This is a genomic window from Maritimibacter sp. 55A14 (assembly GCF_003122205.1).
GTDB lineage: Bacteria > Pseudomonadota > Alphaproteobacteria > Rhodobacterales > Rhodobacteraceae > QEYE01.
Genome location: NZ_QEYE01000015.1, coordinates 20,632 through 39,940, shown reverse-complemented (window position 1 = coordinate 39,940; position 19,309 = coordinate 20,632). Strand labels below are relative to the sequence as shown.

The following is a 19,309-nucleotide window of genomic DNA, read 5'->3' as shown; positions in this document are numbered from 1 at the left end:
CCGTCAATGCCGTCCGGGGTCAATGCCGTGCATCACGCCGCCGCGGCGCGCGCGCGTCAGTCGCGGCGCAACCGCACCACCACATCGACCTTGGAAATGGTCGTGCCTTCGGGGGCGGTGGGCAGGCTTTCGATCCGCAATTCTTCCTTGGGTGCGTCAGTCAGCGCGCCGGTGTCTTCCCAGAAGAAATGCGGATGGTCATCGGTGCGGGTGTCGAAATAGGATTTCGTCCCGTCGACCGTGATCTCTTTGATGAGCCCTGCATCGCGGAAGGCGCGCAGAGTGTTATAGACCGTCGCAAGCGACACGCCCGCCCCTGACGAGCGCGCGTCCTCATAGAGGCTCTCGGCCGTGACGTGCCTGTCCTGTCCGTCGCCCACCAAGAGCGCCGCGAGCGCGACACGCTGGCGCGTCGGGCGCAGTCCGGCGCCGCGCAGCCAACTTGTACCCTGCTCCGCCGTCTCAGGTTTCATCGTTCGAACCACTTGTCATCCTGCGCTATAATATGGAGCCAAGTGCGCATCATTTCAAACGGAATCCCGCAGTTGCGGGCCGGGCGCGCGCATGCGTGGCTATTGCCACCCATCCGAACCCGATGATAGGAGGAACGGAGCAGAGAGGGAATATCCAGGGAGAGACTGTGGATGCCGGACTACCCGACGAGCTTTGACAAGGACGGTCTGCTGCAATGCGCGCGCGGCGAGTTGTTCGGCCCCGGCAATCCGCAACTGCCCGAACCGCCGATGCTGATGATGGACCGCGTCACCGAGATCTCGTCGGACGGGGGGCTGCACGGCAAGGGTCACGTCGTGGCGGAACTCGACATCCATCCCGACCTGTGGTTCTTCGCCTGCCATTTTCCGGGTGATCCCGTCATGCCGGGCTGCCTGGGGCTCGACGCGCTCTGGCAACTGACGGGGTTCAACCTGGGGTGGCGCGGGATGACCGGACGCGGCCGGGCGCTGGGCGTCGGCGAAGTGAAGTTCAAGCAGATGGTGACACCGGAGACGAGGAAAGTGACCTATCTGGTCGATTTCACACGGGTCATCGACCGCAAGCTGAAGATGGGCATCGCCAATGGCCGGATGTTGGCCGATGGCGAGGAGATCTACACGACCGAAGCCATGAAGGTCGGCCTGTTCACGGACTGAATACGCGCCAGCGCCAGGCGAAGGGGGAATATCTATGCGTCGAGTCGTCGTCACCGGTATCGGGATCGTCTCCGCGATCGGGAATACCAAGGAAGAAGTCACCCGTTCCCTGCGCGAGGGCCGGTCGGGGATCGTCTTTGCACCGGAATATGCGGAACTGGGCTTCCGCAACCAGGTCCACGGCAAGCCCGACATCGTGCTTGAGGACCAGGTCGACAAGCGCCAGCTTCGCTTCATGGGACCCGGCGCGGCCTACAATTACATCGCGATGGAACGCGCGATCGCCGACAGCGGGCTGGAGCCGGGCGATGTCTCCAATGAACGCACCGGGCTCGTCGTGGGTTCGGGCGGGCCATCGACCTCGAATTTCCTGACCGCGCACAAGGCCGTTCTGGAAAAGGGCAGCCCCAAGCGGATGGGACCCTTCATGGTCACGCGCTGCATGTCCTCAACCAATTCCGCCTGCCTGGCCACGCCGTTCCAGATCAAGGGCGTGAACTATTCCATCACCTCGGCCTGCTCCACCTCGGCGCATTGCATCGGCAACGGCATGGAGCAGATCCAGCTTGGCAAGCAGGACATCGTCTTCGCCGGCGGCGGGGAGGAACTGGACTGGACGCTCTCCTGCCTCTTCGACGCGATGGGCGCGATGTCGAGCAAGTACAACGACACGCCGGAGACCGCCTCGCGCCCGTTCGACGCCACGCGCGACGGTTTCGTGATCGCCGGCGGCGGTGGTGTCGTCGTGCTGGAGGATCTGGAGCACGCCAAGGCGCGCGGCGCTAGGATCTATGCCGAGCTGACTGGCTATGGCGCAACCTCCGACGGCTATGACATGGTGGCCCCATCGGGCGAGGGTGGCATACGCTCGATGAAACTCGCGCTCTCCACCATAGGCGAGCGCAAGGTGGATTATATCAACGCGCATGGCACCTCGACCCCGGCGGGCGACGTGATCGAGGTGAAGGCCGTTCGCGAGGTCTTCGGCGAGGACGCCGTCCCGCCGATCAGCTCCACCAAGTCGCTGACGGGCCACAGCCTAGGCGCCACCGGCGTGCAGGAGGCGATCTATTCCATCCTGATGATGCAGGAAGGGTTCATCTCCGCCTCGGCCAACGTCACGGAACTCGACCCGGCACTACGGCCGGAGGAAATCGTCACCGAAATGCGCGAGACGGAGCTCGACACGGTTCTGTCCAACAGCTTCGGATTCGGCGGCACCAACGCGACGCTTGTTTTCAGCAAATATCACGGATGAGCAGATGGCAGATCTGATGAAAGGCAAGCGCGGGCTTGTGATGGGCGTCGCGAACGAGAAGTCGATCGCCTGGGGAATTTCCAAGGCGCTGGCGGCCGAAGGCGCGGAGCTTGCCTTCACCTATCAGGGCGAGGCCTTCGGCAAGCGGGTGGAGCCACTGGCGCAGAGCCTGGGCTCGGACCTGATCGTGGATGCCGACGTGATGGACGATGCCTCGCTCGACCGCGCCTTTGCCCGGCTGGCCGAGGAATGGGGCTCCATCGACTTCCTGGTGCATGCCATCGCCTATTCTGACAAGAACGAACTGTCGGGCCGGTTCATCAACACCACGCGCGAGAATTTCCGCAATTCGCTGACGATCTCCTGCTATTCGCTGATCGACGTGTCGCGCCGGGCGCGGCCGTTGATGAAGGATGGCGGGACGATCCTGACGCTGACCTATCAGGGCTCCAACAAGGTGACGCCCTATTACAACGTGATGGGCGTGGCCAAGGCGGCGCTGGAATCGGCGGTGCGCTACCTGGCGAACGACCTTGGCCCGGAAGGCATCCGCGTCAATGCGATCAGCCCGGGGCCGATGCGCACACTGGCCGGGGCGGCCATCGGCGGCGCCCGCAAGACCTTCCGCACGACGGAACTCAACGCGCCCCTGCGCGCCAATGCCACGCTTGAGGCCGTGGGCGGCACCGCCGTGTGGCTGGCCTCCGACTACGGCGCCTGCACGACGGGCGAGATCGTCATGGTGGATGGCGGCTTCCACGTGCTGGGCATGCCGCAGGTGGACAACCTCTGATCCGGACCCGGACCGGGCTTCGATCCGTGGGAACCGGGCGGCGGCGCGTGGGCGTCCGCCGCCCGCATCGCCGTCAGACGATTTCGACCAGTTCGACCGCGAAATTCAGATCCTTGCCGGCCAGCGGATGGTTGGCGTCGAGCACGACTTCGTTCTCGGTCACTTCCGCCACGCTCACGGCCACGGCCTGGCCGTCGGGCGTCTGCATCTGAAGCTGCGTGCCGATATCGAGCGGGATGTGATCGGGCACGGTTTCGCGCGGGACCGCCTGCGTGCGGTTCGGATCGTGCGGGCCATAGGCTTCCGTGGCGTCGACCTTGACGCTTTTCTTCTCGCCCACTTCCATGCCGGCGATCTCGTTGTCGAGACCTGGAATGATCTCGCCCGAGCCGACGGTGAATTCCAGCGGATCGCGCCCTTCGGAACTGTCGAAGGTGCTCCCGTCATCCAGCGTGCCGGTGTAGTGGATACGGACTTTGTCGCCCGTTTGTGCCTGTGTCATGGCAACTCTCTTTTTGTCTGGGAGGTGTTGATTTCAGAGGCCGCGCGCCATTCGCGCAGGTACTCCGGCTGTGGAACCCAACATAAGGGACATGGCGCGGATGTGAACCCCGAAGCCGAAAATCGGGGATACAAAGCCGGTTCAGGCTGTGCCAAAGTCGCGCCGAAGGAGACCGACACATGCCCATCACAACTTGCATCTTCGACGCCTATGGCACGCTCTTCGACGTGGCCGCCGCCGCGCGGCAGGCGGCCCGCGAACCCGGCCGCGAGGCCTTCGCCGAACATTGGCCGAAACTGGCCGAGCACTGGCGGCTCAAGCAGTTGCAATACACCTGGCTGCGCGCCGTGGCCGACGCCCATACCGATTTCTGGGAGGTCACGCAGCAGGGGCTGGACTGGGCGCTGGAGGCCACCGGCCTTTCGGGCGACCCGGACCTGCGGGAGAGGCTGCTCGCGCTCTACTGGGAACTGGCCGCCTATCCGGAAGTGCCGAAGATGCTGGCCGACCTGAAGGCGGCGGGCCGGGAGACGGCGATTCTGTCCAACGGATCGCCCGACATGCTGGCGGGAGCGGTGAATTCCGCCGGGATCGGCGGGCATCTCGACGACGTTCTGAGCGTCGAGAGCGTCGGCGTCTTCAAGCCACATCGCAGCGTCTATGACCTCGTGGGCAAGCGCTTCGGCTGCGCGCCCGGCAACGTGCTCTTCGTGTCCTCCAACGGCTGGGACGCGGCGGCGGCCTCGGGCTACGGCTTCATCTCCGCCTGGGTCAACCGCGCGGGCGACCCGATGGACCGCCTGCCCTGGCAACCGGCCCATGTGCTCGAAGACCTGACCGGGATCGCCGGGCTGGCCGAGTCGCTCTGATGGGGGTCTACACCTCCTCCGACGGCCTGCGCCTGGCCTATCGGGACGAAGGCGAGGGGCAAGCGGTGCTCTGCCTGCCCGGCCTCACCCGCAATTCCAGCGATTTCGACTACATGGCCGCGCATATCTCCGGCGTGCGGCTGATCCGGCCCGATTATCGCGGCCGCGGGGCCTCCGACTGGGCGCCCGACCATACCAGCTATACCGTCCCGGTGGAGGCACGCGACGTCGTCGAACTGCTCGACCATCTGGACGTGCCGCGCGCCGCGATCATCGGCACCTCGCGCGGTGGGCTGATCGGGATGATGATGGCGGCCACGGCGAAAGACCGGATGGCTGGACTGTTGCTGAACGATGTCGGCCCGGACATCGCCCCCGCCGGGCTGGAGCGCATTCGCGAATATGTCGGGCGCAATCCGACGGCCAAGACGCTGGACGACGCCGCCGAGGCGCTGGCGCGCACGATGGACGGTTTCGCCGACCTGCCGCCGGGCCGCTGGCGCGAAGAGGCGGCGCGGCATTTCGTGCAGACCGAGAACGGGCTGAGGATCAATTACGACCCGGTGCTGCGCACCGCTTTCCTGGCCGCCTTCGAGGGCGATGCGCCGGACCTCTGGCCACTCTTCGACGCACTGGAGGGACTGCCCGTCGGCCTGATCCGTGGCGCGAATTCCGACCTGCTCGCACCCGAAACGGCGGCCGAGATGCGCCGCCGCCGCCCCGACATGATCTTTGCCGAAGTGCCCGACCGGGGGCATATCCCCTTCCTCGACGAGGCCGAGAGCCTGGCCGCGATCGGCGAATTCCTGGAGCAGACCGCATGGTCGACATTGCGCTGATCGAGGCCGCCGCGCGGCGGCTGGACGGGCATGTCCGGGAAACACCGCTCCTCTCCTCACCCTTTCTCGACCGGATCGCGGGCCGGCGGGTTCTGGTCAAGGCGGAATGCCTTCAACATACCGGTTCCTTCAAGGCGCGTGGCGGCTGGGCGGCGATCTCGGCGCTGGACGAGGCCGCGCGCCGGCGCGGCGTGATCGCGTATTCCTCGGGCAACCACGCGCAGGGCGTGGCGCGTGCGGCCGCCGCGCTGGGCGCACCGGCGGTCATCATCATGCCTTCGGACGCACCGCTCCTGAAGATCGAGAACACCCGCGCGCTCGGCGCGGAGGTGGTGCTCTACGACCGTGAGGGCGAGGACCGCGACGCAATCGGCGCACGGATCGCAGGGGATCGTGGCCTGACCCTGGTCAAGCCCTACGACGATCCGCAGGTGATCGCGGGACAGGGCAGCACGGGGCTGGAGATCGCCGCGCAGGCGCAGGCGAGGGACGTGATGCAGGCCGATGTTCTTGTCTGCTGCGGCGGCGGCGGGCTGAGCAGTGGCATCGCGCTGGCGCTGGAGGCCCGCGCGCCCGGCCTGCGCGTCCGTACGGCGGAGCCCGAGGGGTTCGACGATATGGCGCGCTCGCTCGCCTCCGACCGGCGCGAGGTCAACAGCCGCCGCAGTGGATCGCTCTGCGATGCGATCCTCACGCCCAGCCCCGGCGAGATCACCTTCCCGATCCTGCGCCGGCTCTGCGGTCCGGGCCTCGTCGTGACCGAGGACGAGGCGTTGCGCGCAATGGCGCTCGCCTTCCTGCGGCTCAAACTGGTCCTGGAACCCGGCGGGGCGGTGGCGCTGGCCGCCGCGCTCTTCCGTCCCGAGGCCATTACGGGCGACGCGGTGGTCGCAGTGGCGACCGGCGGCAATGTCGATGCCGCTGTCTTCGCGATGGCGCTGGATCGCCACGAGGCGGCAACATGACAGACGTCAGCATCGCCAGATTCAACCTCTGGGACTGACTGGCTCGTACCCGCGGGCGCCGCATGGCACGCTAGCCACCGACCAAGCCCGGATCATGGCGCATCCACGGCTGCGGGGTTGACCCGTCAAGCGCGCGTCCCGACCAGGCCGCGCCAGGCTGCGCAAAGCCCGGCCAGCGCCATGCCGGCGCCGTCCAACGCCTGGGGCGCGAGCCCCTGCGCGGCCAGTGCGGCGCTGTAGAGCGCGGTTTCCGCGGGGTATCCGACCAGCACCAGCTCCTGGCCCAGCCAATAGGGCCGCGCGGCCGCCAGTTCCGCGCCGATCAGCGCGCCCGCGATCCCCGCCTGCGCGGCCTCCGGCACCATCAGGCCCAGACGCAGCGCGGTCCGGGCTTCGGCCAGTTTCGCGGCCAACGCCTCGGGGCGCGAAATCGTATCGGCCGCCGCGTCGGCCACCGCGGCAGGGTCGGGCATGGCCGCGACGCCGGCAGCCCCGGCCAACTCACCGCTCAGGAAGGCGCGCATGCTGACAACCTCGCCCGCGCTGACATGCGCCCAGAGGCTCATGGCGCCGGTCAGGCAGAGCACACCGTCGAAATCCGGGCGCCCGTCCAGAAAGCCCGCGATCCGGGTCTCCGCGCCTTCGGTCAGCACCGGCGGGTTGTCCTGCCGCAGCCCCGGCACGAGGCGCAATGCCATGCTCGGGTCGTCGGCGCCGACGGCAAGCGGCGGGCCGGGCTCCAGCGGCGCGCAAGGCAGCTTACGCGCTGCCTCCGCCGCGGTCAGACCGCAGGCCAGCACCGGCACCCGCGCGCCGGAAACCAGCCAGCGCGAACTCAGATCGGCCAGCGTGACCCTGCCGCCCGGCGGCGGTTCGGCCCGGTCCAGAACCTCGCCCGCTTCCGTCATGGCCCAGGCCCCTGCCCCGCCGGCGCCGGCATCCGCCGCGATCCAGTCCGGTTGCGCCATCGTGCGCTCCTTCTTCAAGCTTCCCGGCCGGGATGCCTGCCCGTGGGCCGATTGTCCAGCCCGGCGGGGATCAGCCGCCCTCCGCCAGGCAGGCGGTCATGGCTCCCGCGATCCCGCGCATCAACGTCGCGTAATGGTCCGGTCCCGGCGCGATCTCCGCGCCCAGCGGGTCCAGAACGCCCAGCCGCGCGCCGCCGGCCTCGGCAAGGCTATCGGCGAGGCGCGGATCGAATTGCGGCTCGGCGAAGACGCCGCGCGCGCCCAGATCGCGGATCGCGTCGCGGATGCGCGCCACCCGCGCGGCGCCGGGATCGGCGGCGTCCCCAACCGAGAGTGCCCCGGCGGCCTCGATGTCGTAGCGCGCCTCGAGATAGTGATAGGCGTCGTGGAACACCACGAAGGGCCGGCCACGCAGCGGTGCAAGCTGCGCGGCGATCTCTGAATTGAGCGCGTCAAGCCGCGCCCGCGCTGCGCGCGCATTGGCGCGGTAGGTTTCGGCATTGCCGGGATCGGCCGCCACCAGATGCGCGGCGGCGGCATCGACGATCGCGGCGGCGTTAACCGGGTCGAGCCAGATATGCGGATCGTGGTCGCCGTGATCATGCGCGTCGTGGTCGTCCTGCGCCGCACGGTCGTCGTGGTCCTCATGGGCGTCATCGGCATCGTGATTGTCGTGACCCGTGTGTTCCCCGTGCCCTTCATCGTCCCCGTGGTCATGCGCGGCGAATGTCGCGCCCTCGCGATAGTCCAGCAGGCGCACGCCTTCGGCCTCCTGCAGCGCCACCGTCGCGCCATCTCCCGCCAGCGTTTTCAATGCGTCCTCCAGCCAGGGCGTGAGGCCGGGACCGACCCAGAAGACCAGATCGGCCTCGGAAAGTGCGCGGGCCTGGGAGGGGCGCAGCGCGTAGCCGTGCGGCGAGGCCCCCGGCGGCAACAGCAGCTCCGCCTCGCCCACGCCCGCCATCACCTGCGCGACGAGGGAATGGACCGGCGCGATATCGGCCACCACGCGCGGAGGCTCGGCCCCGGCACGCGCACCCGCCAGCAGCGCCCCGGCCGCAATCGCCAAAAAAATCGCTTTCATTGCATCCTGTCCTTGCCTATCAGGGGTTCGTCACCAACATATGGTATGTAATATTATAACACAACCGGGAAAACCAGCGCCATGCCCGACCATTCCGCATTCGAACGCCACGACCACACGGGCTGTGTGCGCGGCGTGCTCGGCCGGGTGGAGGATATCTGCAAGCGCGAGGGGCTGCGCCTGACACCGGTGCGCCGCCGGGTGCTGGAAATCCTGCTCGAGGCCCATGCCGCGACCGGCGCCTATGACGTGCTGGCGCGGCTGTCCGACGAAGGGCTGGGCACCCAGCCGCCGGTGGCCTACCGGGCGCTCGATTTCCTCGTCGATCACGGCTTTGCCCACCGCATCCGCCGTCTCAACGCCTTCACCGCCTGCATGCATCCGGGCGAGCGCCACGACCCCGCTTTCCTGATCTGCCGTGGCTGCGACACGGTGGCCGAAGCCGATACGGCGGCGGTGCGCGGGGCGCTGGACCAGGCCGCCGGCGATGCGGGCTTCACGGTGGAACGCGCAGTGATCGAGGCGGTCGGCCTCTGCCCCGCCTGCCGCGGCGCGGAGGAGGCATGAGCCTGATCGACGCAGAAGGCGTGACCGTTCGATTGGGCCGGATGGTGGTGCTGCGCGATGTCGATTTCAGCATCGAACGCGGCGAGATCGTCACCGTCGTCGGCCCCAACGGGTCCGGCAAGTCGACGCTGATCCGCTGCCTGATCGGGGCGCTCCGGCCCGCACGCGGCCGGCTGCGCCGCGCGCCGGGGCTGCGCATCGGCTATGTGCCGCAACGGCTGGAGGTGGACCGCACCATGCCCGTGACCGTCGCGCGTTTCCTCGACCTGCCGGACCGGCAGCCGCCCGCGCAGGTCGCCGCCGCGCTGGACCGCGTCGGGCTGGAGGGGATCGGCACCCGCGACATGGCGCAGCTTTCCGGCGGCCAGTTCCAGCGCGTGCTGCTGGCACGCGCCATCCTGCGCCGCCCCGATATCCTGGTGCTCGACGAACCAACGCAGGGGCTCGACCAGCCCGGCACCGCGGCCTTCTACCAGCTCATCGAGACCCTGCGCGCGGAGACCGGCGCGGCGGTGCTAATGGTCAGCCACGACCTGCATGTGGTGATGAGCGCCTCCGACAGGGTGATCTGCCTCAACGGCCATGTCTGCTGCGAGGGTACGCCGACCGTCGTGTCGGAGGCGCCGGAATACCGGGCGCTCTTCGGGCCGGGTACCGGCGGCACGCTGGCGCTCTACCGACATGAGCACGACCACAGCCACGGCGCCGCTCCGCAGGGAGAGGACGCCGGGGACTGCAGACACGACCATTCCGCGGACGAGCATTCCACGAACGGGCGGGCGCCGTGATGCTGGACGATTTCCTGATCCGCGCCGGGCTTGCAGGGCTGGGGCTTGCTCTGGCTGCCGGCCCGCTGGGCTGTTTTGTGGTCTGGCGGCGCATGGCCTATTTCGGCGACGCCACCGCCCATGCCGCGTTGCTGGGCGTGGCGCTTGCGCTGGCCTTCGACCTGTCGATCTTCACCGGCGTTCTGGCGGTGGCGCTGGCGGCGGCGGGTCTGGTCGCGGCGCTGAGTGGGCGGCAGCACTCGACCGACACGCTGCTGGGCGTGACCGCCCATGCGGCGCTGGCGCTGGGGCTGGTCGCGGTGTCGCTCCTGCACGGTGTGCGGGTCGATCTGACGGCCTATCTCTTCGGCGACATCCTGGCCGTCAGCCGCACCGACCTGGCGGTGATCTGGACCGGCGCGGGAGCGGTCCTGGCGCTGTTGGTCTGGCGCTGGTCGCCGCTTCTGACCGCCACGCTCAACGCCGATCTGGCCTTTGCCGCCGGGCTCGACCCGCGGCGCGAGAGGATGGTGCTGACACTGGCGCTGGCGCTGGTCGTGGCGGTCGCCATCAAGGTTGTGGGGGCGCTGCTGATCTCGGCCATGCTGATCATCCCGGCGGCAACCGCGCGGGGGCTCGCGCGCTCGCCCGAGGCGATGGCGGCAGCGGCGGTGTTTCTGGCGGGAGGCGCGGCGCTGGCGGGGCTCTGGCTCTCCTGGATGGCCGACACGCCCACCGGCCCCAGCATGGTCGCCGTGGCCGCCGGGGGCTTCGCGCTGGTCGCCGGCGTCTCGGCGCTTCTGGACCGGGGCTGAACCGCACGCCCGCGCTTGCGCGCGCCCGTCGGTCATGCAACCCTCGTGGCCCCGCACGTGGCCGCGAAGGAACCCGCCCCATGCCCGACGAGCGCGCGCGCGCACCGCTCCGCCCGGTCGGCGGCGACACCGACCCGCCGCCGCCCGTGCGCAATCCGGGCCTGGCCTTCGATGCCGACCGGATCGCGGCGATCCGCGTCAATGCCCGCGCAACCGCATCGCAAGCCCATACCATCGCCACGCGCCGCCCCGTGGCGCCCGCGCAGGAGCCCGCCTGGCTGATGCGCGCCATTGCGCTGACCGATCTGACCACGCTCTCGGGCGATGACACGCCCGGCCGGGTGCGCCGCCTGGCCGCCAAGGCCCGCGCCCCGCTGGGCCCCGCGCTGACCGGGGCACTGGGACCGGCGGCGGAGGGGCTGCACACCGCCGCGCTCTGCGTCTATCACGAGATGATCCCGGCGGCGCGCGCGGCCCTCGCGGGTAGCGGCATCCCGGTGGCGGCGGTCTCGGCGGGCTTCCCGGCAGGGCTCTCGCCCTTCGACCTGCGGGTGGACGAGGTGCGCCGCTCCGTCGCCGCGGGCGCAGACGAAATCGACATCGTGATTTCCCGCCGCCATGTCCTGCTGGGCGATTGGGCCGCCCTCCACGCCGAGATCCGCGCCTTCCGCGAAGCCTGCGGCCCTGCGCATCTCAAGGCGATCCTGGCCACCGGCGAACTGGGCAGCCTCACCGATGTCGCGCGCGCCAGCATGGTCGCGATGATGGCCGGGGCGGATTTCATCAAGACATCGACCGGCAAGGAGCCGGTCAACGCCACCCTTTCCGTCTCGCTGACCATGCTGCGCGCGATCCGCGCCTACGAGGCAGAGACCGGCGCGCGTGTGGGCTTCAAGCCCGCGGGCGGGATATCAAAGGCCGCGGACGCGCTGTCCTGGATGGCGCTGGTACAGGCGGAGGCGGGCGACGACTGGCTGACGCCCGGCCTCTTCCGCTTCGGCGCGTCGAGCCTTCTGGGCGCTATCGAGAAACGGCTGGGTGTGCTGGTCTGGGGGCATGCCCCGGCACCCTGGCAGATGCCGATGGGATGACCGGGATGGAGAGACTGGAAAGGGGCACGCACCCCGTCGGCGCAAAGCCCGCCATTGGCTGGCTGGCGGACCATGCCGGACAGCTGGGCATGGTGACGGTGGAAGGGCCGTGCGCGGGCGGCGGCGCGGCGGTGGAGATCGCCAATCCCGCAACCGGCGTGGTGCTGGCGCGGATCACGCAAGCCGGAGCGTCCGACATCGCCAACGCCATCGCCGGGGCACGCGGCGCGCAGGCGGGCTGGGCGGCGCTGCCGGGCTTCGCGCGGGCCGGGGCGCTGCGGGCCTTCGGCGCGGCGCTCAAGGCGGAGCTCGATTTGCTGGCAGTGCTCCGCAGCCTGGAGACCGGCCTGCCCTGGCGTGTGACGCGGGGCCGCGACCTGCCTCGCGCGCTGGATCATCTGCACGCCGCCGCGCGCGCCGCCGAAGGCGGGCGGGCACCGGGGACCGGCCGGCAGGCGCTCGGCGTGGTCGGGCTGCTCTCCGACCCGCTCGACGGCCCGGAGGACTGGCTGGCACGCGCCGCGCCCGCGCTCGCGGCAGGCAATGCGGCGGTCCTGCACACGCCGCCGGGCGCCGCACTGGCCGCGTTCTGCGTCGCCGGGCTCGCCCGCGCGGCGGGGCTGCCGGGCGGGGTCTTCTGCGTCCTCTGCTGCGAGGCCGACGCGCTGGCGACGGCGGAGGGCGTGATCTGCCCGGACACGCCCGCCCCCGGCCCGGCCTCCGGGCTGACCATCGTCCATGCCGATGCCGATCTGGACAGCGCCGTGGCCGCGCTCGACGACACGCTTTGGGCCACGGGCGGACAGAAGGCGGCGGACGCGACGCGGCTCCTGGTGCAGGAGGGCGTGGCAGAGGCGTTTCACAGCCGCCTCCGCGACCGGATGGCGCGGCTCTGCCCCGGCGATCCGCTGGATCAAGGCACGGATCTCGGCCCGCTGGCACATGCCGGAGCGCTCGACGAGTTCTGCGATGTGGCCCGTGACGAGGGCGCGGAGGTGTATCGGGCCGCCCTGCCCCTGCCCGAAACAGGCCGCTACCACGCCCCGGTGCTGCTGACGGGGCTCGCGCCCGCCGCCGCCGCGATGCAGTCCGGCATCCGGGGGCCGGTGCTGCGCAGCATGACGTTCCGCACCCTTGGCGAGGCCATCGCGCTGGCAGGCGGGATGCAGCCTGCGCGCAACGCCTGGGTCTGGAGCGAATGCGGCGCCACCGCGCAGACGACCGCGCTGGCGCTGGCCGCACGGAAGGTCGTGGTGAATGACGGCCTGGGGTCGATCATGCCGGAGGAGCCGGCCGCCTTCACCCGGCCCGACGGGATGCCCGATGTCCCGAGCGGCCCACCCGCGGCGGGAACCGGGGACGGGGCCGCTGCGAGTGCGGCCGCCCGTGCGGCGCAGCCCGGCTGGGCGGCGCTCGATGCCGGGGCGCGCGCCGACCGGCTGGCCGCCTGCGCCGAGGCACTCGCCGCGTCCGACCCCGACGCCGCCGCGCGGCTTTGCGCGGGCGCGGCTCTGGCCACCATGCCGCCCTCCGCGGCCCTGCTTGCGCCCGGCGGGGGGCTGGCACTGGAGATCGCGCGGCCGCATGGGGTGATCGGCGCGATCCTGGGATCGGACACGAGCGCGGCAGATATCGCAAGTCTGGTCGCCATCGCGGCGGGCTGCGGTAACGGGCTGGTCGTCTCGGTCAGCAGTGAGGGTCCGCAGGCCTTGTCCAGCGCCATTATGAGAGGGCTGCCCGAGGGGCTGGTCCAGCTCCTGCCGCTTACGCCCGGACGGCTTGCCGCCGCGCGGGGGCTCGATGCGCTCTGGTGCTTCTGTCCCGACGCTGACGCTCAGACGCGGGAGTGCGCAACCTGGTGCGCCGATGCCAGTGCGCTACGCGATGACGCGGAACTCATGCGCCGCGCCAACCGGCGGCAGCGCCTCTGGCTGCCGGGCGGCTGAGCCCGCGCACCGCTACCTGCGGAAACGGTCCCTGAGCCGTTGCCAGAATCCGCTCGCGCTTTCCGTGGTCTCGTCCCAGCTTCGGTCGAGATCATCGAGAACCGGGTCGATCCGGTTCTCGCGGAAACGCTGGATGCGCCGCCAGATCGCGAAGATCGCCGCCGCCAGAACGATCAGGAAGACGATGTTGAACCACGGGATCAGCCGGACATCCGGCCCGGCCACCGGTTTGAGCTTCACCGCGTTCGGGTACATCGACAGGAAGGTGATGCGCCAGCCGTAATGGGTCACGGCAACCCAGCCGTCATCCTTGGCCATGGATTGCGCCTCGGCGGCCAGCTTGCCGCTGTCGAACTTGAAGTAGAAGGGAAAACCCCAGCCGGTATCCTCGTTGCGGTACTCGCGGCTCTCGCCGCCATCGGTGCGCGCGTTGATGTAGCGCACGTCCTGCGAGAGGATCCGCCCATCTGAGCTTTCCACGTCGCGGCGGATGACATCGGTGCCGACGATCTGCACCACGTCGCGCTGCGGCAGGATGTAATGCAGGAAGCCTGCCACGATCAGGATCAGGACCGCGGATATTCCGAATTTCACGTAACGCATCGACGCCTCCATGCCTTGCCGCGTTCGATACCAGAGCGCCCGCATCTCCGCCAGTGGGCGATATGGGGTCGGCGCGGCGATCGGGAAGAAGGCGATTGTCGCAGGACGGGCGCGGGGCTAGGTTCGGACCATGGATGCCGACAGACCCCAAGACCCGCTCCTGGCCGAGATCGCGCGGCGGCGCGACGATCTGGTGACGCTCACGCAGGAACTGATCCGCATCCCCACTTTGAACCCGCCGGGGCGGCATTATCGCGATATTTGCGAATATCTGGATGCGCGGCTGCGGCGCGCGGGCTTCAAGACCGAACTTGTCCGCGCCACCGGCGCGCGCGCCGACAGCGACCGCCACCCGCGCTGGAACATCATCGCCCGGCGCGACGGCGCGCGACCCGGCGACTGCGTGCATTTCAACAGTCATACCGATGTGGTGGAGGTCGGCCACGGCTGGAGCGTCGATCCCTTCGGCGGCGAACTCAGGGACGGCCGCGTCTACGGCCGCGGTGCCTGCGACATGAAGGGCGGGCTCGCCGCCTCCATCGTGGCGGCCGAGTCCTTCCTGGCGCGGCACCCGGATTTCGCAGGCGCGATCGAGATATCGGGAACGGCGGACGAGGAATCGGGGGGCTATGGCGGTGTCGCCTGGCTGGCCGAGAAAGGCTATTTCACACCGGAGCGCGTGCAGCATGTCATCATCCCCGAACCGCTGGGCAAGGATCGCATCTGCCTGGGGCATCGCGGCGTCTGGTGGGCCGAGATCGAGACGCAGGGCCGGATCGCGCATGGCTCGATGCCGTTCCTGGGCGATTGCGCGGTGCGCCACATGGGCGCCGTCCTGGAGGAGATCGAGCGCCACCTCATGCCGCTCCTGGCTTCGCGCCGCACGGCGATGCCGGTGGTGCCCGAGGGCGCGCGGCACTCCACGCTCAACATCAACTCGATCCATGGCGGCGAGCCGGAACCGGAACCGGGCTATGACGGCTTCCCGGCGCCCTGCGTGCCCGACCGCTGCCGCATCGTGATCGACCGGCGCTTCCTGATCGAGGAGGATATCGCCACCGTCAAGGCCGAGATCGCCGCCATGATGGAGCATGTGAAAGCCGAGCGACCCGACTTTTCCTACGAGATCCGGGACATGTTCGAGGTGCTGCCCAGCATGACCGCGCGCGAGGCACCGATCGTGACAAGCGTGGCCGCCGCGATCGAGCGGGTTCTGGCGCGCGCGCCCGAATACGTGGTCTCGCCCGGCACCTATGACCAGAAGCACATCGACCGGATCGGGCGGATGCATAATTGCATCGCCTACGGGCCGGGCATCCTCGACCTCGCGCATCAGCCCGACGAATGGGTCGGCATCGACGACATGGTCGACAGCGCCGGGGTCATGGCGCTGACGCTGGCGGAACTGCTCGTGCGCTGATCCTCCCCGTCGCGCGGGAGGCGGCCGCGGGTTTGAGTATTTTTGGAAAGATGAAGGGAGGTCAGGTGTCCGGCGGCACGGCGATATTGTCGATGAGCCGTACCCCGCCCACCCAGGCGGCGGCGAGGAGCCGGGCGGGCCGGTCGGCGGTTTCGACGGGGGCGAGCGTGGCGGCATCGCGCAGCTCCAGATATTCCACCTCGTCGAAGCCGGCGGCGCGGATGTCCTGGCGGGCGGCCGCGAGCGCGGGCGCCGCGGCTGCGCCCTGTGCCAGCGCCGCCGCCGCGCCAAGCATGGCGCAGTTGAGCGCCGGCGCGATGGCGCGCGCGGTCGCGTCGAGGCGCGCGTTGCGCGATGACAGCGCCAGACCGTCGGGCTCACGCACCGTCGGACAGCCGGTGATCGTGCAGGGAATGTCCAGGTCGCGCACCAGCCGGCGCACGATCAGGAGTTGCTGGTAGTCCTTCTCGCCGAAAAAGGCGCGCTCGGCCCCGGTTTGCAACAGGAGCTTGGTGACGACCGTGGCCACCCCGTCGAAATGGCCGGGCCGGTGCGCACCGCACAGCCCGTCGCTGATCCCCCCCACAGAGACATTCGTGGCGAAGCCCTCGGGATAGATCTGGTCGGGGTCGGGGACATAGAGCAGATCGACCCCGAGCGGCGCCAGCTTGGCGGCATCGGAGACCTCGGTGCGCGGATAGCTTTCCAGGTCGGCGGGGTTGTTGAACTGCCGGGGATTGATGAAGAGCGTCACGACAACCCGGTCGCAGGCCGCGCGGGCGGCCTCCACCAGGCTTATGTGACCGGCATGGAGCGCCCCCATCGTGGGCACCACGCCGACCCGCGCGCCCGCAGCCTTCCAGCCCGCGACCGCCGCCCTGAGGCGCGCGCGACTGCGCTCGATCGGCACGCTCACGGCTTCGGCGCCCCGGACGTCTCGAGGCCGTAGACATGCTCCGGCGCGGGGAAGGTGCGGGCGCGCACCTCGGCGGCGTAGCGCGCGATGGCGTCGGAGGCGTGATCGCCCAGTTCAGCGTAGCGCTTGGCGAATTTCGGCTTGAACTCGGTGAAGAGCCCCAGCATGTCATCGACCACCAGAACCTGCCCGTCGCAATCGACCGAGGCGCCGATGCCGATCGTGGGGATGGCGATGGCGCGGGTGATCTCGGTGGCCAGCGGCGCGGTGACTTTCTCCAGCACCACCGAGAAGGCGCCGGCGGCAGCCACGGCGCGGGCATCCTCCAGCACGCGCGCGGCATCCGCGTCGCGGCCCTGCACCTTGTAGCCGCCCAGCGTGTTGATGGCCTGCGGGGTGAGCCCCACATGCGCCATCACCGGCACACCACGGGCGGTCAGGAAACGGATCGTGTCGGCCATGTGCTGCCCGCCTTCGAGCTTGACCGCGGCGCAGCCGGTCTGCCGCATCACTTCGGCGGCATTGGCGAAGGCCTGCTCGGGGCTTTCCTCGTAGCTGCCGAACGGCATGTCGATGACCAGCATCGCCGATTTCGTCCCGCGCGCGGCGGCCTGGCCGTGCAGGATCATCATTTCCATCGTCACGCCCAGCGTGCTGTCCATCCCGTGCACGACCATGCCCAGGCTGTCGCCCACCAGCACGATGTCGCAATGCGGGTCCACCAGCCGCGCGATCGGCGTGGTATAGGCGGTCAGCACCACCAGGGGGTCGCCGCCCTTGCGGGCGAGAATGTCCGCCGGGGTCGGCGCGCGCAGGCTCTTCGATACGCTCATGGAAAGGCTCCGGGGCATGCGTCTGCTTACCGCCCTTTTAACGCCGCGGCGCAGAAGAAACCAGAGCCCAGCGCGGGATTGGTCAGGCCCGCGTCTCGTTCATCAGCACATGAAAGCCTGCAGGCTTCGGGGGTTCCGCCAGCATGTCGGCGAACTCTCCCCAGATGGCCCGGACGGTTTCCAGGTTGGCGTCGGAGGTTTCCTTGCTCTCGACGAGGGCCACGACATAGCCGCGGCCATCCTCGCCCATCACGTTGATGAACTGATGCATGCCCTTCATCGACATGATCCGCGACTTGAGCTTGTTGAGCAGGGCTTCGGCAGCTTCGATTGAATCCGGTTTCATGCGGTATTCGGTTACGCGTGCAAACATGGCGTCCTCGCTCTCTCGATGATTGGAAAAGAACCACACAACGGAAATGGGAAACGGGCCGCGGCAAAGGCGGCCCGCTATCTTACCACACAAGCGAGGCTTCGCCTAAGCGCATGCGGGACCCGCGCACGCCGTGGATCACCCAACCACGTTGAACCCGGAGCCGTAGGGGTAACCGGTGATGTTCTCGTTGCCATCCGAAGTGATCACCAGGATATCGTGTTCGCGGTAGCCGCCGGCGCCCGGCAGGTCCGCGCCGAGCGTCAGCATCGGCTCCATCGAGATGACCATGCCGGGCTCCAGCAGCGTGTCGATATCCTCGCGCAGTTCCAGCCCCGCCTCGCGGCCGTAGTAATGGCTGAGGATGCCGAAGGAATGGCCGTAGCCGAAGGTGCGGTATTGCAGCAGGTCGCGTTCGGCGAGGAAGGCGTTGATCCGATACGTCACCTCGGCGCAACTCACACCGGGTTTCAGCAGCGACATACCGTATTCATGGGCGGCGATATTGGCCTGCCAGATCTTCAGGCTGGCCGCGTCCACCTCACCCGCGAACATGGTGCGTTCGAGCGCCACGTAATAGCCCGAGACCATCGGGAAGGTGTTGAGGGACAGGATATCGCCGCGCTCGATCTTGCGCGCCGTCACCGGATTATGCGCGCCGTCGGTGTTGATGCCGGACTGGAACCAGACCCACGTGTCGCGATATTCGGCATTGGGAAAGCGAAGCGCGATCTCCAGTTCCATCGCGTCGCGCCCGGCCATGGCGATGTCGATCTCGCGCGCGCTGATCGTGACCGCGTCGCGGATTGCATAGCCGCCCACATCCGCCACCTGCGCGCAGGCACGTATGAGCGCGATCTCGGCCTCGGATTTGCGCATTCGCTGGCGCATGGTGGCCGGGGCCAGATCGTGCATGGCGGCGGGTTTCAGGAAACCCTCCAGCTTGTCGCGCTGCATCAGCGTCAGATGATCGCCCTCATATCCCACGACGCGCCCCTCGCCCGTGACCGATCGGATCGCGCGCCAGTAATTGTCGCGCGCCCAGTCGGTATAGGTGAGATTGTCGCCGTGGCAGCGCCGCCAGGGCTGGCCCGCGTCGATGCCCGCGCTGATCGTGACGCAATCGCTTTCCGTCACTACAAGGCCATAGGGCCGCCCGAAGGAACAGTAGAGAAAGCCCGAGTAAAAGGCGATATTGTGCATCGAGGTGAACACTGCGGCCTCCACCCCGTCGGCCCGCATGATCCGGCGCAGCCCGTCCAGACGGGCCTCGTATTCCACGGCCTCGAAGGGCAGCGGGGCCTTCTCGCCATTGTGGAAACGGTAGAATTCGGGACGTTGGGTATCAGTCATGTTCGACCTCCGGTATCGAGGCCGCACCGGGCCCCATTGAAGAGGTCCCGGCGTTCAGGACGCAGGCGGGCGCGCGGCCCGCGAGCTGCCGGACATGTCCGGTGTGGCGACGCCATCGCCACAGGCTCGGGGCCGATCTAGACCGGGCTGCACAAGCGCGCAAGCCTGTTTGCGACATGCGCCACGCGGACCATGG

General features: G+C 69.0%; 21 protein-coding genes. 12 read left to right on the top strand and 9 right to left on the bottom strand.

What is annotated here, in order from left to right; genetic code table 11:
* Nucleotides 1-56: 56 nt before the first annotated feature.
* Nucleotides 57-473 (bottom strand): iron response transcriptional regulator IrrA, encoded by a 417-nt coding sequence (irrA, locus tag DDZ14_RS13300; protein WP_109425479.1) that lies wholly within the window; start codon nucleotides 471-473, stop codon nucleotides 57-59.
* A 171-nt stretch (nucleotides 474-644) separates the two neighbouring features.
* Between irrA and fabA the strand changes: the two genes are divergently transcribed.
* The 3 genes from fabA to DDZ14_RS13285 are packed head-to-tail and all read left to right on the top strand — an operon-like array spanning nucleotide 645 to nucleotide 3,202.
* Nucleotides 645-1,151 (top strand): bifunctional 3-hydroxydecanoyl-ACP dehydratase/trans-2-decenoyl-ACP isomerase, encoded by a 507-nt coding sequence (gene fabA, locus DDZ14_RS13295; RefSeq protein WP_109425478.1) that lies wholly within the window; start codon nucleotides 645-647, stop codon nucleotides 1,149-1,151.
* 34 nt (nucleotides 1,152-1,185) lie between these two features.
* The gene (fabB, locus tag DDZ14_RS13290) at nucleotides 1,186-2,409 is read left to right on the top strand and encodes a beta-ketoacyl-ACP synthase I (protein ID WP_109425477.1); all 1,224 of its coding nucleotides are present in this window, start codon (nucleotides 1,186-1,188) and stop codon (nucleotides 2,407-2,409) included.
* A gap of 4 nt (nucleotides 2,410-2,413) precedes the next feature.
* On the top strand, nucleotides 2,414-3,202 hold the full coding sequence (locus DDZ14_RS13285; RefSeq protein WP_109425476.1) for an enoyl-ACP reductase: 789 nt from the start codon (nucleotides 2,414-2,416) through the stop codon (nucleotides 3,200-3,202).
* Between the two features lie 73 nt (nucleotides 3,203-3,275).
* Here the strand turns inward: DDZ14_RS13285 and DDZ14_RS13280 are convergent, their stop codons facing one another.
* Entirely contained in the window at nucleotides 3,276-3,704 is a 429-nt protein-coding gene (locus tag DDZ14_RS13280; protein WP_109425475.1) for a peptidylprolyl isomerase, read from the bottom strand.
* Nucleotides 3,705-3,883: 179 nt separating this feature from the next.
* Here DDZ14_RS13280 and DDZ14_RS13275 point away from each other — a divergent pair, with 179 nt between their 5' ends.
* Genes DDZ14_RS13275 through DDZ14_RS13265 form a run of 3 tightly spaced genes read left to right on the top strand, consistent with a single transcriptional unit; the run spans nucleotide 3,884 to nucleotide 6,377 of the window.
* A complete protein-coding gene (locus tag DDZ14_RS13275; RefSeq protein WP_109425474.1) occupies nucleotides 3,884-4,573 on the top strand; it encodes a haloacid dehalogenase type II in 690 nt (229 codons plus the stop codon).
* Entirely contained in the window at nucleotides 4,573-5,412 is an 840-nt protein-coding gene (locus DDZ14_RS13270; protein WP_369915028.1) for an alpha/beta fold hydrolase, read from the top strand. Before DDZ14_RS13275 ends, DDZ14_RS13270 begins: the two co-directional genes overlap by 1 nt.
* A complete protein-coding gene (locus tag DDZ14_RS13265; protein ID WP_109425472.1) occupies nucleotides 5,394-6,377 on the top strand; it encodes a threonine/serine dehydratase in 984 nt (327 codons plus the stop codon). The genes DDZ14_RS13270 and DDZ14_RS13265 overlap by 19 nt, the downstream gene beginning before the upstream one ends.
* A gap of 125 nt (nucleotides 6,378-6,502) precedes the next feature.
* Here the strand turns inward: DDZ14_RS13265 and DDZ14_RS13260 are convergent, their stop codons facing one another.
* Nucleotides 6,503-7,345 carry a 2-dehydro-3-deoxygalactonokinase gene (locus DDZ14_RS13260; RefSeq protein WP_146193141.1) on the bottom strand — a complete coding sequence of 281 codons (843 nt, stop codon included), beginning with the start codon at nucleotides 7,343-7,345 and terminating at the stop codon, nucleotides 6,503-6,505.
* 70 nt (nucleotides 7,346-7,415) lie between these two features.
* Nucleotides 7,416-8,429, bottom strand: a complete 1,014-nt coding sequence (locus DDZ14_RS13255; RefSeq protein WP_109425470.1) for a zinc ABC transporter substrate-binding protein — start codon at nucleotides 8,427-8,429, stop codon at nucleotides 7,416-7,418.
* An 81-nt stretch (nucleotides 8,430-8,510) separates the two neighbouring features.
* Here DDZ14_RS13255 and DDZ14_RS13250 point away from each other — a divergent pair, with 81 nt between their 5' ends.
* The 5 genes from DDZ14_RS13250 (at nucleotide 8,511) to DDZ14_RS13230 (ending at nucleotide 13,615) form a co-directional block, all read left to right on the top strand.
* Nucleotides 8,511-8,996: a transcriptional repressor gene (locus tag DDZ14_RS13250; RefSeq protein WP_109425469.1), complete on the top strand. Its 486-nt coding sequence runs from the start codon at nucleotides 8,511-8,513 to the stop codon at nucleotides 8,994-8,996.
* The gene (locus DDZ14_RS13245) at nucleotides 8,993-9,784 is read left to right on the top strand and encodes a metal ABC transporter ATP-binding protein (protein ID WP_109425468.1); all 792 of its coding nucleotides are present in this window, start codon (nucleotides 8,993-8,995) and stop codon (nucleotides 9,782-9,784) included. Before DDZ14_RS13250 ends, DDZ14_RS13245 begins: the two co-directional genes overlap by 4 nt.
* On the top strand, nucleotides 9,784-10,578 hold the full coding sequence (locus DDZ14_RS13240) for a metal ABC transporter permease (RefSeq protein WP_109425467.1): 795 nt from the start codon (nucleotides 9,784-9,786) through the stop codon (nucleotides 10,576-10,578). The genes DDZ14_RS13245 and DDZ14_RS13240 overlap by 1 nt, the downstream gene beginning before the upstream one ends.
* 80 nt (nucleotides 10,579-10,658) lie before the next feature.
* Nucleotides 10,659-11,669, top strand: a complete 1,011-nt coding sequence (deoC, locus tag DDZ14_RS13235; protein ID WP_109425466.1) for a deoxyribose-phosphate aldolase — start codon at nucleotides 10,659-10,661, stop codon at nucleotides 11,667-11,669.
* Nucleotides 11,670-11,674: 5 nt separating this feature from the next.
* A complete protein-coding gene (locus DDZ14_RS13230) occupies nucleotides 11,675-13,615 on the top strand; it encodes an aldehyde dehydrogenase family protein (protein ID WP_158275526.1) in 1,941 nt (646 codons plus the stop codon).
* Between the two features lie 12 nt (nucleotides 13,616-13,627).
* Here DDZ14_RS13230 and DDZ14_RS13225 read toward each other — a convergent pair whose 3' ends face one another.
* Entirely contained in the window at nucleotides 13,628-14,218 is a 591-nt protein-coding gene (locus tag DDZ14_RS13225) for a DUF1523 family protein (RefSeq protein WP_109425521.1), read from the bottom strand.
* Between the two features lie 130 nt (nucleotides 14,219-14,348).
* Between DDZ14_RS13225 and DDZ14_RS13220 the strand changes: the two genes are divergently transcribed.
* Entirely contained in the window at nucleotides 14,349-15,638 is a 1,290-nt protein-coding gene (locus DDZ14_RS13220) for an acetylornithine deacetylase/succinyl-diaminopimelate desuccinylase family protein (protein ID WP_109425464.1), read from the top strand.
* A 61-nt stretch (nucleotides 15,639-15,699) separates the two neighbouring features.
* Here DDZ14_RS13220 and panC read toward each other — a convergent pair whose 3' ends face one another.
* The 4 genes from panC to DDZ14_RS13200 all read right to left on the bottom strand — a co-directional run bounded on the left by panC (nucleotide 15,700) and on the right by DDZ14_RS13200 (nucleotide 19,113).
* Nucleotides 15,700-16,554 (bottom strand): pantoate--beta-alanine ligase, encoded by an 855-nt coding sequence (panC, locus tag DDZ14_RS13215; protein WP_109425463.1) that lies wholly within the window; start codon nucleotides 16,552-16,554, stop codon nucleotides 15,700-15,702.
* Nucleotides 16,551-17,387, bottom strand: a complete 837-nt coding sequence (panB, locus tag DDZ14_RS13210; protein ID WP_109425462.1) for a 3-methyl-2-oxobutanoate hydroxymethyltransferase — start codon at nucleotides 17,385-17,387, stop codon at nucleotides 16,551-16,553. The genes panC and panB overlap by 4 nt, the downstream gene beginning before the upstream one ends.
* Nucleotides 17,388-17,469: 82 nt before the next feature.
* On the bottom strand, nucleotides 17,470-17,733 hold the full coding sequence (locus DDZ14_RS13205) for a hypothetical protein (RefSeq protein ID WP_233252577.1): 264 nt from the start codon (nucleotides 17,731-17,733) through the stop codon (nucleotides 17,470-17,472).
* Between the two features lie 165 nt (nucleotides 17,734-17,898).
* Nucleotides 17,899-19,113, bottom strand: a complete 1,215-nt coding sequence (locus tag DDZ14_RS13200; protein ID WP_109425460.1) for an aminopeptidase P family protein — start codon at nucleotides 19,111-19,113, stop codon at nucleotides 17,899-17,901.
* Between the last annotated feature and the right edge of the window lie 196 nt (nucleotides 19,114-19,309).

What these genes read in the sequence shown, in the direction of transcription:
- irrA (WP_109425479.1), bottom strand. Translation starts at nt 473, where the DNA reads ATGAAACCTGAGACGGCGGAGCAGGGTACAAGTTGGCTGCGCGGCGCC.
- fabA (WP_109425478.1), top strand. Translation starts at nt 645, where the DNA reads ATGCCGGACTACCCGACGAGCTTTGACAAGGACGGTCTGCTGCAATGC.
- fabB (WP_109425477.1), top strand. Translation starts at nt 1,186, where the DNA reads ATGCGTCGAGTCGTCGTCACCGGTATCGGGATCGTCTCCGCGATCGGG.
- DDZ14_RS13285 (WP_109425476.1), top strand. Translation starts at nt 2,414, where the DNA reads ATGGCAGATCTGATGAAAGGCAAGCGCGGGCTTGTGATGGGCGTCGCG.
- DDZ14_RS13280 (WP_109425475.1), bottom strand. Translation starts at nt 3,704, where the DNA reads ATGACACAGGCACAAACGGGCGACAAAGTCCGTATCCACTACACCGGC.
- DDZ14_RS13275 (WP_109425474.1), top strand. Translation starts at nt 3,884, where the DNA reads ATGCCCATCACAACTTGCATCTTCGACGCCTATGGCACGCTCTTCGAC.
- DDZ14_RS13270 (WP_369915028.1), top strand. Translation starts at nt 4,573, where the DNA reads ATGGGGGTCTACACCTCCTCCGACGGCCTGCGCCTGGCCTATCGGGAC.
- DDZ14_RS13265 (WP_109425472.1), top strand. Translation starts at nt 5,394, where the DNA reads ATGGTCGACATTGCGCTGATCGAGGCCGCCGCGCGGCGGCTGGACGGG.
- DDZ14_RS13260 (WP_146193141.1), bottom strand. Translation starts at nt 7,345, where the DNA reads ATGGCGCAACCGGACTGGATCGCGGCGGATGCCGGCGCCGGCGGGGCA.
- DDZ14_RS13255 (WP_109425470.1), bottom strand. Translation starts at nt 8,429, where the DNA reads ATGAAAGCGATTTTTTTGGCGATTGCGGCCGGGGCGCTGCTGGCGGGT.
- DDZ14_RS13250 (WP_109425469.1), top strand. Translation starts at nt 8,511, where the DNA reads ATGCCCGACCATTCCGCATTCGAACGCCACGACCACACGGGCTGTGTG.
- DDZ14_RS13245 (WP_109425468.1), top strand. Translation starts at nt 8,993, where the DNA reads ATGAGCCTGATCGACGCAGAAGGCGTGACCGTTCGATTGGGCCGGATG.
- DDZ14_RS13240 (WP_109425467.1), top strand. Translation starts at nt 9,784, where the DNA reads ATGCTGGACGATTTCCTGATCCGCGCCGGGCTTGCAGGGCTGGGGCTT.
- deoC (WP_109425466.1), top strand. Translation starts at nt 10,659, where the DNA reads ATGCCCGACGAGCGCGCGCGCGCACCGCTCCGCCCGGTCGGCGGCGAC.
- DDZ14_RS13230 (WP_158275526.1), top strand. Translation starts at nt 11,675, where the DNA reads ATGGAGAGACTGGAAAGGGGCACGCACCCCGTCGGCGCAAAGCCCGCC.
- DDZ14_RS13225 (WP_109425521.1), bottom strand. Translation starts at nt 14,218, where the DNA reads ATGCGTTACGTGAAATTCGGAATATCCGCGGTCCTGATCCTGATCGTG.
- DDZ14_RS13220 (WP_109425464.1), top strand. Translation starts at nt 14,349, where the DNA reads ATGGATGCCGACAGACCCCAAGACCCGCTCCTGGCCGAGATCGCGCGG.
- panB (WP_109425462.1), bottom strand. Translation starts at nt 17,387, where the DNA reads ATGAGCGTATCGAAGAGCCTGCGCGCGCCGACCCCGGCGGACATTCTC.
- DDZ14_RS13205 (WP_233252577.1), bottom strand. Translation starts at nt 17,733, where the DNA reads ATGAAACCGGATTCAATCGAAGCTGCCGAAGCCCTGCTCAACAAGCTC.
- DDZ14_RS13200 (WP_109425460.1), bottom strand. Translation starts at nt 19,113, where the DNA reads ATGACTGATACCCAACGTCCCGAATTCTACCGTTTCCACAATGGCGAG.